This is a genomic window from Variovorax nitratireducens (genome assembly GCF_051216545.1).
Taxonomy (GTDB): Bacteria; Pseudomonadota; Gammaproteobacteria; order Burkholderiales; family Burkholderiaceae_C; genus Variovorax.
This window is the reverse complement of sequence record NZ_JBPJZO010000003.1, coordinates 305,098-316,931: the sequence shown is the minus strand read 5'-3', so window position 1 is coordinate 316,931 and position 11,834 is coordinate 305,098. Positions and strand designations below refer to the sequence as shown.

The 11,834-nt window shown below is 66.3% G+C and carries 9 protein-coding genes; 7 read left to right on the top strand and 2 right to left on the bottom strand.

Features of this window, described 5'->3' with window-relative positions:
* Nucleotides 1-90: 90 nt before the first annotated feature.
* Entirely contained in the window at nt 91-1,104 is a 1,014-nt protein-coding gene (locus tag ACSFA8_RS10680; protein ID WP_435479757.1) for a transporter, read from the bottom strand.
* 209 nt (nt 1,105-1,313) lie between these two features.
* Between ACSFA8_RS10680 and ppk2 the strand changes: the two genes are divergently transcribed.
* The 7 genes from ppk2 (at nt 1,314) to urtE (ending at nt 9,518) form a co-directional block, all read left to right on the top strand.
* Nucleotides 1,314-2,228, top strand: coding sequence for a polyphosphate kinase 2 (gene ppk2, locus ACSFA8_RS10675; protein ID WP_435479756.1), 915 nt, complete (start codon nt 1,314-1,316; stop codon nt 2,226-2,228).
* Nucleotides 2,229-2,297: 69 nt separating this feature from the next.
* The gene (locus tag ACSFA8_RS10670) at nt 2,298-3,353 is read left to right on the top strand and encodes an extracellular catalytic domain type 1 short-chain-length polyhydroxyalkanoate depolymerase (RefSeq protein ID WP_435479485.1); all 1,056 of its coding nucleotides are present in this window, start codon (nt 2,298-2,300) and stop codon (nt 3,351-3,353) included.
* 112 nt (nt 3,354-3,465) lie between these two features.
* Nucleotides 3,466-4,734 (top strand): urea ABC transporter substrate-binding protein, encoded by a 1,269-nt coding sequence (urtA, locus tag ACSFA8_RS10665; protein WP_435479484.1) that lies wholly within the window; start codon nt 3,466-3,468, stop codon nt 4,732-4,734.
* A 224-nt stretch (nt 4,735-4,958) separates the two neighbouring features.
* Complete coding sequence (gene urtB, locus ACSFA8_RS10660) at nt 4,959-6,509, top strand: urea ABC transporter permease subunit UrtB (protein WP_435479755.1); 1,551 nt, start codon at nt 4,959-4,961, stop codon at nt 6,507-6,509.
* 121 nt (nt 6,510-6,630) lie between these two features.
* Nucleotides 6,631-7,854, top strand: coding sequence for an urea ABC transporter permease subunit UrtC (gene urtC / locus ACSFA8_RS10655; protein ID WP_435479483.1), 1,224 nt, complete (start codon nt 6,631-6,633; stop codon nt 7,852-7,854).
* Nucleotides 7,851-8,726, top strand: a complete 876-nt coding sequence (gene urtD / locus ACSFA8_RS10650) for an urea ABC transporter ATP-binding protein UrtD (RefSeq protein ID WP_286542058.1) — start codon at nt 7,851-7,853, stop codon at nt 8,724-8,726. Before urtC ends, urtD begins: the two co-directional genes overlap by 4 nt.
* Nucleotides 8,727-8,825: 99 nt before the next feature.
* Nucleotides 8,826-9,518, top strand: a complete 693-nt coding sequence (gene urtE, locus ACSFA8_RS10645) for an urea ABC transporter ATP-binding subunit UrtE (RefSeq protein ID WP_435479482.1) — start codon at nt 8,826-8,828, stop codon at nt 9,516-9,518.
* Nucleotides 9,519-9,848: 330 nt separating this feature from the next.
* On the opposite strand, the gene acs is transcribed toward urtE, so the two are convergent.
* On the bottom strand, nt 9,849-11,831 hold the full coding sequence (acs, locus tag ACSFA8_RS10640) for an acetate--CoA ligase (RefSeq protein ID WP_435479481.1): 1,983 nt from the start codon (nt 11,829-11,831) through the stop codon (nt 9,849-9,851).
* Nucleotides 11,832-11,834: the final 3 nt, after the last annotated feature.

Sequence of the window (11,834 nt, the reverse complement as noted above, 5' to 3'; positions counted from 1 at the left end):
TATTTCGGATCGAATCGGCTTGCAGGGCGCATGGAGACTGCGCAAGGTGCTATCAAAACAGTAGCAACAAAGCACCGGCCCGCGGCGTGCTCAGCGCTTCTTGCGGAACGCCACCCTGACGGCGACGGCGGTGAAGCTCGCGATGATGGCCACCACGATCCAGAACCCGTGCCGGTGCTCGGCCAGCGGAATGCCACCCACGTTCATGCCGAAAAGGCCGGCCAGGATGTTGATCGGTAGCGCCAGCACCGTCACCACGGTCAGTACGAACAGGCTGCGGTTGTTGTCCTCGTTGACGTTGGCCGCGATCTCTTCCTGCAGCAGCTTGATGCGCTCCTGCAGCGCCTGCATGTCGCGCAGCACCAGCGAGAACTCTTCGGTCGAGCCGCGCAGCTCGTCCGCGTCGGCGCCTGCCATCCAGCCCGGCGGCTGCTGCAGCAGCCGGAACAGCGCTGCCGGCTCCGGTGCAAGCAGCCGCTGCAGCCGCACCAGCAACCGCCGCAGCGCGCCGAGCCGGGCGCGCTTGTGGTCGAGCCGGCCGGCCAGCAGTTCGTCTTCGATGCCGTCGATGCGTGCCGTCACGTCGCGCACGATTGCCACCAGCACGTCGGCCTGGGCGCGCAGCAGGTGTTCGAGCAGTTCGGTGCTCGAGCGCGGCGCGTCGCCGGCCTTCACGGCGGTGCGCAGCGCGTCGACCGAGCGCAGCGGCTTGGTGCGCGCCGTGACCACCAGGCGCGGGCCGACGCTGATCCACAAGGTCGAGATGTCCGACGGCTCGAAACCGAACTCGAAATGCAGGTCGTTGATCACCGCGATCAGCGAATCGTCGGCGCGCTCGATGCGGGTCGAGTGCAGGCCGTCGCGCAGCGTTTCGTAGAAGGTGCCGGAAAGCTGCGCGTGCCGCACCAGCCAGCGCTCGGCCTGTGCGTGGCTGAGGTTGAAGTGCAGCCACAGGTAGGCGCCGGCCGGTGCTTCCCCGGCAGTCGCCAGCCAGGCCGCGGCGTGTGCCGATTCGACAGCGCGCGCCGGTTCGGCAGCACTTGCGTCGAACAGATAGCCGCAGATCAGGCCGGCTTCGTCGCCGCCGTAGGAGCCGGCGGCCATATCGGGGGAGAGCGGCAAGGTGAGGGAATCAGAACAATCGGGTGAACAGCCACTAGGCGGGCGTGGACAAGGTGCGACAGCGTAGTGAGAACACGATCTTCCCCGTGCCATGTGTCAGCGCCATGACGGCGGGACGGACTTGTCACGCAACAGTCACGCGCGGGCGGCAGCATGCCGGGCTTGTTCCTCTTTCTTCAAAGCCTCCCATGATGTTGCCCAGCGCCGTGCACGACCAAGAAGACCTGATGCAGCGCATCGCGCGCGACCTGATCGACAGCTACGACGAGGAGCTGGAGCTCGAGATCGAAGACCGCAACGTCGACGAAGCCGGCGCCCCGATCGGTGTCGACAAGGCCGAACGGCAAGCCTACTTCAAGGAACTGTTCCGCCTGCAGGGCGAACTGGTCAAGCTGCAGGACTGGGTGCAGCACAGCAGGCAGAAGGTGGTGATCCTGTTCGAAGGCCGCGACGCGGCCGGCAAGGGCGGCGTCATCAAGCGCATCACGCAGCGGCTCAACCCGCGCGTGGCCCGTGTCGCCGCGCTCCCGGCGCCAAACGACCGCGAGCGCACGCAGTGGTACTTCCAGCGCTATGTGGCGCACCTGCCGGCCGCTGGCGAGATGGTGCTGTTCGACCGCAGCTGGTACAACCGCGCCGGTGTCGAGCGCGTCATGGGGTTCTGCAGCGATGCCGAATACGAGGAGTTCTTCCGCTCGGCGCCCGAATTCGAGCGCATGCTGGTGCGCTCGGGCATCACGCTCATCAAGTACTGGTTCTCCATCACCGACGAAGAGCAGCACATGCGCTTTCTCGGCCGCATCCACGATCCGCTGAAGCAGTGGAAGCTGAGCCCGATGGATCTGGAAAGCCGCCGCCGCTGGGAGGAGTACACCAAGGCCAAGGAAATCATGCTCGAGCGCACCCACATCGCGGAAGCGCCCTGGTGGGTGGTGCAGGCGGTCGACAAGAAGAAGGCGCGGCTCAACTGCATCACGCACCTGCTGGGACAACTGCCCTACCAGGAGGTGCCGCACGCGCCGGTGGTACTGCCGCCGCGCGTGCGCAATGCCGACTACCTGCGCCAGCCGGTGCCCACCACGATGTACGTGCCCGAGCTGTACTGAACGCCGGCAAACGCCTTCGCGGCGTGGAAGCTGCTACCGTGTGGGTCGCCTACCGACACCCACCGCACCATGCCCCGCCGTTCACCCACCTCCGCGCTCACGCGCGCCTACCAACGCGGCCTGAAGGCGTTCACCAAAGCCGCGCTCGGCAACAGCCGGCGCGTGGCGAAACAGGTGACCCAACAGGTGAAACGCGCCGCAGCGAATAAGCGCAAGCCGCCGCCCGGCGCGGGCGACTGGATCAGTGGCATGGCGTTCGGCCCCGGCGGTGCGCGCGGCTATCACCTCTACCGCCCTCCGGGCCTCCAACTTCAACCCGGCGAGAAGTTGCCGATGTTGGTGATGCTGCACGGCTGCGGCCAGACCGGCCGCGACTTCGCCGCCAGCACGCGCATGAACCGGATCGCCGCACGCGAGCGCTTCCTGGTGCTGTATCCGGAGCAAGACCGGGTGCACCACCCCCAAGGCTGCTGGAACTGGTACCAGACACGCTCGGGCAAATCCGACCGCGAGGCCGCCACGCTGATCGCGGCGGTCGATCAGGTCAACGTGTTGTATCCGGTCGACCGCGAACGCATCGCCGTGGCGGGCCTCTCGGCCGGCGCCGGCATGGCCGCCTTGCTGGCCTCGCGCTACCCCAACCGCTTCAGGGCGGTGGCCGTGCATTCGGGCGTGGCGCCGGGCGCGGCGCAATCGACCGCCAGCGCGGTCGGTGCCATGCACGGCCGCCGCGTGCCGGTGATGCCGGCCACCGCCGTCGGCAAGGCGCTCGGCGCGGCCGCGGTCGGCACCACGCTGCCGCCAATGCTGGTGCTGCACGGCGACGCCGATACCGTCGTGGCCGCCAGCAACGCCGGCAGCACTGCCGTGGTGTGGGCCATCGCCACCGGCGCCCGGCCGGGCCCGGAGCGCGTGCTGCAGCGCGGCAAACGCCATCCGATGCGCGTGACGGACTTCAAGCGCGCCGGCCGCGTCTGCGTCACCCTGTGCCAGGTGGCCAAGCTCGGCCATGCCTGGAGCGGCGGCGCAGCGCGGCTCCCCTTCAGCGATGCGGCCGGGCCGGACGCGTCGAAGCTGGTCTGGGCGTTCGTGGCGCGGCAGTTCAAGCAGCCCGCCGCGGCGTAGCCCCCGTACGCCACCCGGCGTATTCCTTGAGGCCGGTGTCATCCGCAAACTCCGTGCATCGTCAGCGAAGGCGCTGTCGAACGAAATCAACTACCACCGGAGAAGGATGCACATGCAACGTCGTTTCACACTCAAGGCGCTCACCGCCAGCGTCGCGCTCGCCGCCCTCGGTAGCGCGCCCGCGTTCGCCGCCGACACCATCAAGGTCGGCGTGCTGCACTCGCTGTCGGGCACGATGGCGATCTCCGAAACCGTGTTGAAAGACACGGTGCTGATGGCCATCGAGGACATCAACAAGAAGGGCGGCGTGATGGGCAAGCAGCTCGAGCCCGTGATCGTCGACCCGGCCTCCAACTGGCCGCTGTTCGCCGAGAAGACCAAGCAGCTGCTGGGCCAGGACAAGGTTTCGGTGATCTTCGGCTGCTGGACTTCGGTGTCGCGCAAGTCGGTGCTGCCGGTGGTCGAGGAAATGAACGGCCTGCTGTTCTACCCGGTGCAGTACGAGGGTGAAGAGCTCTCCAAGAACGTGTTCTACACGGGTGCGGCGCCGAACCAGCAAGCCATTCCCGCGGTGGACTACCTGATGAGCAAGGAAGGCGGCGGCGCCAAGCGCTGGGTGCTGCTCGGCACCGACTACGTCTACCCCCGCACCACCAACAAGATCCTGCGCGCCTACCTGAAGAGCAAGGGCGTGAAGGACACCGACATCGACGAAAAGTACACGCCGTTCGGCCACAGCGACTATCAAACCATCGTTGCCGACGTCAAGAAGTTCTCGGCCGGCGGCAAGACGGCGGTGGTGTCGACCATCAACGGCGACTCCAACGTGCCTTTCTACAAGGAACTCGGCAATGCCGGCCTGAAGGCCAAGGACGTGCCGGTCGTCGCCTTCTCGGTGGGTGAAGAAGAGCTGCGCGGCGTGGACACCAAGCCGCTGGTGGGCCACCTGGCCGCATGGAACTACTTCATGTCGATCAAGAACCCGACCAACACCGCCTTCATCAAGCAGTGGAGCGAGTACGCCAAGGCCAAGAAGATCGCCGGCCACATGGACAAGCCGCTCACCAACGACCCGATGGAAGCCACCTGGATCGGCATCCACATGTGGAAGCAGGCCGTCGAGAAGGCCAAGAGCACCGACACCGACAAGGTAATCGCCGCCATGGCCGGCCAGACCTTCACTGCGCCGTCGGGCATCGTCTCGAAGATGGACGAGAAGAACCATCACCTGCACAAGAGCGTGTTCATCGGCGAAATCAAGGCCGACGGCCAGTTCAACGTGGTCTGGAAGACGCCGGGCCCGGTCAAGGCCAAGCCGTGGAGCCCGTACATCGAAGGTAACGACAAGAAGCCGGATCAGCCTGCCGGGAAATCGATGTAACACCCCCAGGCTGCGCGCACTGCGTGTCGCTTCGCCCACCCCCTTGCAGGGGGCAACACCAGCGGCCCGGCAAAGCCGGTTCCGCGGTGTTCCGCGAAAAGGATGCGATGCGCTTGCGGCATCTTTTCAGGCCCGATCCTTGCTCGTCTTGATCGGGCCTTTGTTTTGCCGAGGATGATGTGAAAAAACACCCGCGCCGGACTCTTTATGCCGCGTTCGCCGCATTGCTTCTGTTGGCGAGCCAGTCTCATGCGCTGACGGCCGAAGAGGCAAGGGCCATCGCGTCGGGCGACACCGAGGCGCGCGTGGCTGCCCTCAACAAGGCGGTCGCCACCGCCGACGACAAGACCTCAGCGTTCATCCAGGCGATGGCTGACGACGCGGTCAAGTTCACCGAAGACAAGGTCTTCGTGATGAAGGACAACAAGGGCTACGACCCGGTCACCGGCGCCGAACTGAAGGTGCCGGACAGCGCCGATGACGTGGTCAACAACAACATGATGCGCGGCGCCTTCGATGCCGCGCAGTCGGTGCTCAAGCTGGTCAACAGCAAGGACGAGGCGGTGCGCCTCGAGGCCGCGAACGCGCTGCTGAAGGATCCGGACGAGTCCCGCATTCCGATGGTCGAGAAAGCGCTGTCGGTCGAGACCAACGCCAACATCAAGGCCAAGCTCGAACTGGTGCGCGCCGCGTCGCTGCTCAACAGCACCGACAAGGCCAAGCGCATCGCCGCAGCCGGCGCCCTGGCCGAGAGCAAGAGCCCCGACACCAAGCTGCTGCTGAACGAGCGCCTGACCGAAGAGACCGAACCCGACGTCAAGGCCGCACTGCAAAAGGCCATCGCGGGCATCGACGGCGCGCTGGTCTGGGGCGACCGCATCAACGCCGTGTTCAGCGGCATCAGCCTCGGCTCGGTGCTGCTGCTCGCCGCGCTGGGGCTGGCCATCACCTACGGGCTGATGGGCGTGATCAACATGGCGCACGGCGAACTCATGATGATCGGCGCCTACGCAACCTACGTGATGCAGGGCCTGTTCCAGAAGTACCTGCCGGAGTCGGCGTTCGGCCTCTATCTGGTCGCCGCCATTCCGGTCGCGTTCCTCGCATCGGCGCTGGTCGGCGCGATCCTGGAGCGCGGCGTGATCCGTTTCCTCTATGGACGGCCGCTCGAGACGCTGCTGGCCACCTGGGGCATCAGCCTGATGCTGCAGCAGCTGGTGCGCTCGCTGTTCGGCGCGCAGAACGTGGGCGTCGAGAACCCGGGCTGGATGAGCGGCGGCTTCACCATGCTGAGCAACGTCACGCTGCCCTGGAACCGCATCTGCATCATCATCTTCGCGGTGCTGGTGCTGCTGGCGATGGGCTGGCTGATCGGCCGCACGCGGCTCGGGCTGTTCGTGCGCGGCGTCACGCAGAACAGGCCGATCGCATCCTGCATGGGCGTGAACACGGCGCGCGTCGACACCTACGCCTTCGCGCTCGGTTCGGGCATCGCCGGCCTCGCGGGCTGCGCGCTGAGCCAGATCGGCAATGTCGGCCCCGACCTCGGCCAGAGCTACATCGTCGACTCGTTCATGGTGGTGGTGATGGGCGGCGTCGGCCAGCTCGCCGGCACCGTCTACGCGGCCATGGGCCTGGGCATTCTGAACAAGTTCATCGAAGGCTGGGCCGGCGCGGTGCTCGCGAAGATCGCCGTGCTCATCTTCATCATCATCTTCATCCAGAAGCGGCCGCAAGGCATCTTCGCGATGAAGGGCCGGAGCGCAGAGGCATGACCACCCCCAGTCTTCGCGCACTTCGTGTCGCTTCGCCAACCCCCTCGAGGGGGCAACACCTGCGGCCCGGCGAAGCCGGTTCCGCGGTGTTCCCGATGCATTCAATCGAATCGATGCCGATATGAACTCTGTGATTCTCCCCACCAAGGGCCCGCTGCTGAGCGGCAAGGGCTGGACGGCGTTCTTCGTGGCGTTGATCGTGGTGTGCGCGCTGGCGCCGATGCTCAACCTCATGGTGCCGAACGACAGCGCGTTCTACATGAGCGACTACGCGGTGGCGCTGGTCGGCAAGATCATGTGCTACGCCATCTGCGCGCTGGCAATGGATCTGATCTGGGGCTACACCGGCATCCTGTCGCTCGGCCACGGCATGTTCTTCGCGCTCGGCGGCTACATGATGGGCATGTACCTCATGCGGCAGATCGGCCGCGACGGCAACTACAAGAGCGACCTGCCGGACTTCATGGTGTTCCTCGACTGGAAGACCTTGCCCTGGCACTGGACGTTTTCCGGCAGCTTCGTGATGACGTTGATCCTGATCGTCGTGGTGCCCGGCATCATCGCCTTCGTGTTCGGCTTCTTCGCTTTCCGCTCGCGCATCAAGGGCGTGTATTTCTCGATCATCACGCAGGCCATGACCTTCGCGGCGATGCTGCTGTTCTTCCGCAACGAAACCGGCTTCGGCGGCAACAACGGCTTTACCGACTTCAAGCGCATCCTCGGCATCCCGATTGCAACGCAGAGCATGCGCATGACGCTGTTCGTGATGACCGGCCTGACGCTGCTCGGCTTCTTCCTGTTCGCCAAGTGGCTGATCGGCAGCAAGTTCGGACGCGTGCTGCAGGCCATCCGCGATGCCGAAACGCGTGTCATGTTCTCGGGCTACAACCCGCTGCCCTACAAGCTCACGATCTGGGTCATCTCGGCCATCATGTGCGGCGTGGCCGGTGCCTTGTACGTCCCCCAAGTCGGCATCATCAACCCCGGCGAGATGAGCGCGGCAAATTCGATCGAGATCGCGATCTGGGCGGCCGTCGGCGGTCGCGCCACGCTGATCGGACCGATCATCGGCGCCTTCATCGTCAACGGCGCGAAGAGCTGGCTCACGGTGGCCTACCCCGAGTACTGGCTGTACTTTCTCGGCGCGTTGTTCATTGCCGTCACGCTGTTCCTGCCCGACGGCATCGTCGGCCTGGTGCGCAAGTGGGTCGCACGGGCCAAGGGCGGCAGCAAGCAGCCGACTGAAGGGCGGCGCGAGGCACAGCGTTCGCTGGCCGCGTCCGAAGGCGTCGAGCCGAGCGCGCTCGCGCCGCTGGCGGCGGAACCGAAGGGAGCGCGCGCATGACCCCCGACCTGATGGAAGAAGGCGCGCAGCGCGTCGCCCGCCACAGCGGCATCGATCCGGGCGGCAACACCGAGTCGGGTGGCCGCGCCGCCGGCTTCGGCCGCCACGCCACGCCGGGCGAGGTCGATGTCACGCACGGCCGCATCCTGTACCTCGAAGACGTGAGCGTGAGCTTCGACGGCTTCAAGGCGATCAACAAGCTGAGCCTGGACATCGCACCCGGCGAGCTGCGCTGCATCATCGGCCCCAACGGCGCCGGCAAGACCACGATGATGGACATCATCACCGGCAAGACGCGGCCCGATTCGGGCACCGTCTACTTCGGCAGCACCATCGACCTGCTGCGCCACAAGGAGGCCGACATCGCGCAGCTCGGTATCGGCCGCAAGTTCCAGAAGCCGACGGTGTTCGAGCAACTGACCGTGTTCGAGAACCTCGAACTCGCGCTGAAGACCAACAAGGGCGTGAAGCACTCGATGCTGTTCAGGCTCGACTCGGCGCAGAGCGACCGTCTGGCCGAGATCATCGAAACCATCCACCTGGCCGACAGCGTGACACGCATGGCCGGCAACCTGAGCCATGGCCAGAAGCAGTGGCTCGAGATCGGCATGCTGCTGATGCAGGATCCCAAGCTGCTGCTGCTCGACGAGCCCGTGGCCGGCATGACCGACGAGGAAACCGCGCGCACCGCCGAGCTGTTTCTCACGCTCAAGGGCAAGCACTCGCTGATGGTGGTGGAGCACGACATGAGCTTCATCAAGACCATCTCGGAGATCGTCACCGTGCTGTGCGACGGCTCGGTGCTGGCACAGGGCACGCTCGACGAGGTGCAGGCGGACGAACGGGTGATCGAGGTCTACCTTGGTCGTTGATCAATTTTTCGCGAAACACCGCGGAACCGGCTTTGCCGGGCCGCTGGTGTTGCCCCCGGTAGGGGGGAGGCGTAGCGAAGCGCAGCCTGGGGGCGAGTCATGCTGACAGTCAAGAACATCCACCAGTACTACGGCGGCTCGCACATCCTGCGCGACGTGAGCTTCACCGCCACGCTTGGCACGGTCACGGTGCTGCTCGGGCGCAACGGCGTCGGCAAGACCACCTTGCTCAAGTCGCTGATGGGCCTGGTGCCGATCAAGAGCGGCAGCATCGAGTTCGACGGCAAACCGATCCAGAAGAACACGCCCTACGAGCGCGCCCGCGCCGGCATGGGCTTCGTGCCGCAGGGCCGCGAGATCTTCGCGCGGCTCACGGTTGAAGAGAACCTGCGCATGGGCCTGGCCTACAAGAGCGGCAGCACGCCGATCCCGACCGAGCTGTTCGAGCTGTTTCCGGTGCTCAAGCAAATGATCAACCGCCGCGGCGGCGATCTTTCGGGCGGCCAGCAGCAGCAGCTCGCGATTGCACGCGCGCTCGCGCCCAAGCCCAAGCTGCTGATCCTCGACGAGCCGACCGAGGGCATCCAGCCATCGATCATCAAGGACATCGGCCGCGTGATCCGCATGCTGGCCGACCGCGGCGACATGGCGATCGTGCTGTGCGAGCAGTACTACGACTTTGCGGAGGAACTGGCCGACGACTACCTGGTGATGGAGCGCGGCGAGGTCATCGCACGCGGCCTGGGCAAGGACATGGAGGCGCAGGGCGTGCGCCAGCTTGTGGCGATCTGAGCGCTGGGAGTCTTGCGGCGGGATCCGGACGCTGAGGTTCCAGGCGGGATCTGGGCGCTGTTGTTCCGGGGCGGGATCAGGGCGGCGGGGCACGCTGCTCCGCGAATGTCCCCCGGCCTGCGGCCTCCTCCTTTATTTCGCTGCGCAGCGTGCCCCACCGCCCTGATCCTGGACGCGGCGTGGCCGATCCGCGCTGAACCCCACGAGCGTGCCCTGGCCGCTGGTGGTGGGTGGCCCCTGCAGCGAAATAAAGGAGGAGGGCGAAGCCCGGGGGACATTCGCGGAAGGGGCCACCCGCCGCCAGCGGCCTACCCCAGACGCCTTCTCGCATCAGTGGGCCAAACCCAGCTGTTCGAGGATGGCCGGGTTCTCCAGCGTCGACGTGTCCTGCGTCACCGCCTCGCCCTTGGCCACCGAGCGCAGCAGGCGCCGCATGATCTTCCCGCTGCGCGTCTTGGGCAGGTTGTCGCCGAAGCGGATGTCCTTCGGCTTGGCGATCGGGCCGATCTCCTTGGCCACCCAGGCGCGCAGTTCGTTCGCGATCCGGGTGGCTTCTTCGCCGGTCGGGCGGCCGCGCTTCAGCACCACGAAAGCGCAGATCGCTTCGCCGGTGGTGTCGTCCGGTCGGCCGACCACGGCCGCCTCGGCCACCAGTTCGGTATGCGACACCAGCGCGGACTCGATCTCCATCGTGCCCATGCGGTGTCCGCTCACGTTCAGCACATCGTCGATGCGGCCGGTGATGGTGAAGTTGCCGGTCTTCGCATCGCGGATGGCGCCGTCGCCGGCCAGGTAGTAGCGGCCTTTGAATTCTTCAGGGTAATAGCTCGCCTTGAAACGTTCCGGGTCGCCCCAGATGGTGCGGATCATCGCGGGCCACGGCTTCTTCACCACCAGGAGGCCGCCCTGGCCCCAGGGCATCGGGTTGCCGGCTTCGTCGACCACGTCGGCGCTGATGCCCGGGAAGGGCAGGCTGCAGGAGCCCGGCACAAGGTCGGAGACACCCGGCAGCGGCGTGATCATGTGGCCGCCCGTTTCGGTCTGCCAGAAGGTGTCGACGATCGGGCAGCGGCCGCCACCGATATGGCGGTGATACCACTCCCAGGCGGCCGGGTTGATCGGCTCGCCGACCGAGCCGAGGATGCGCAGGCTCGACAGGTCGTAGTTGCGCGGATGGGCCATGGGCGTGCTTTCGGCCGCCTTGATGAGCGAGCGGATCGCCGTCGGCGCGGTGTAGAACACGGTCACCAGATGATCCTGGATCATCTTCCAGAAGCGGCCGGCGTCCGGGTAGGTGGGCACGCCCTCGAACACCACTTCGGTGGCGCCGAGCGCCAGCGGTCCGTAGGTGATGTAGGTGTGGCCGGTGACCCAGCCGATGTCGGCCGTGCACCAGAACACGTCCTCGGGCTTGAGGTCGAAGGTCCAGCTGCAGGTGAGTGCGGCATGCAGCAGGTAGCCGCCGGTCGAGTGCTGCACGCCCTTCGGCTTGCCGGTGGAGCCCGAGGTGTAGAGCAGGAACAGCGGATGCTCCGCACCCACCCATTCGGGTTCGCAGCTGGTGGGCTGTGCCGCCGCGAGTTCGGCCATCCAGAGGTCGCGCGGCGCATTGAACGGCACCTCGCCGCCGGTGCGCCGGGTGACCAGCACGTGGCGCACGCTCTCGCATCCGCCGAGCGCCAGCGCGTCGTCGACGATCGCCTTCAGCGGCAGGTGCTTGCCGCCGCGCACCTGCTGGTCGGCCGTGAGCACCAGCACCGCGCCGGTGTCGGCGACGCGGTCGCGCAGCGCCTGCGACGAGAAGCCGCCGAACACCACCGAGTGGATGGCGCCGATGCGCGCGCAGGCCTGCATGGCGACCACGCCATCGATTGACATCGACATGTAGATGACGACGCGGTCGCCCTTCTTCACGCCGAGCGAGCGCAGCACGTTGGCGGCGCGGCAGACCCTCTCGAGCAGCTCCACATAGGTGATGCGCGTGACGGCGCCGTCGTCGGCCTCGAACACGATCGCGGTCTTGTGGCCGAGGCCACGTTCCACGTTGCGGTCGAGGCAGTTGTACGACGCGTTCAGCGTGCCGTCTTCAAACCATTTGAAGAAGGGCGCATTGCTGTCGTCGAGCACCCTGGTGAAAGGCGTCTTCCAGGTGATGAACTCGCGCGCCAGGCGCGCCCAGTAGCCCTCGTGGTCGGCGTCGGCCTCGGCCACCAGCTTGTCGTAGGCCGCGCGGCCCGAGACGTGCGCATTGCGCACCGTGACGTCGCTCGGCGCGTACGCGGCGGCGGTAAAAACTTCGGGTTGGGTGGTCATGCG

Excerpts from the sequence above, each read along its gene's own strand:
- ACSFA8_RS10680 (WP_435479757.1), bottom strand. The coding sequence starts at position 1,104 with ATGGCCGCCGGCTCCTACGGCGGCGACGAAGCCGGCCTGATCTGCGGC.
- ppk2 (WP_435479756.1), top strand. The coding sequence starts at position 1,314 with ATGTTGCCCAGCGCCGTGCACGACCAAGAAGACCTGATGCAGCGCATC.
- ACSFA8_RS10670 (WP_435479485.1), top strand. The coding sequence starts at position 2,298 with ATGCCCCGCCGTTCACCCACCTCCGCGCTCACGCGCGCCTACCAACGC.
- urtA (WP_435479484.1), top strand. The coding sequence starts at position 3,466 with ATGCAACGTCGTTTCACACTCAAGGCGCTCACCGCCAGCGTCGCGCTC.
- urtC (WP_435479483.1), top strand. The coding sequence starts at position 6,631 with ATGAACTCTGTGATTCTCCCCACCAAGGGCCCGCTGCTGAGCGGCAAG.
- urtD (WP_286542058.1), top strand. The coding sequence starts at position 7,851 with ATGACCCCCGACCTGATGGAAGAAGGCGCGCAGCGCGTCGCCCGCCAC.
- urtE (WP_435479482.1), top strand. The coding sequence starts at position 8,826 with ATGCTGACAGTCAAGAACATCCACCAGTACTACGGCGGCTCGCACATC.
- acs (WP_435479481.1), bottom strand. The coding sequence starts at position 11,831 with ATGACCACCCAACCCGAAGTTTTTACCGCCGCCGCGTACGCGCCGAGC.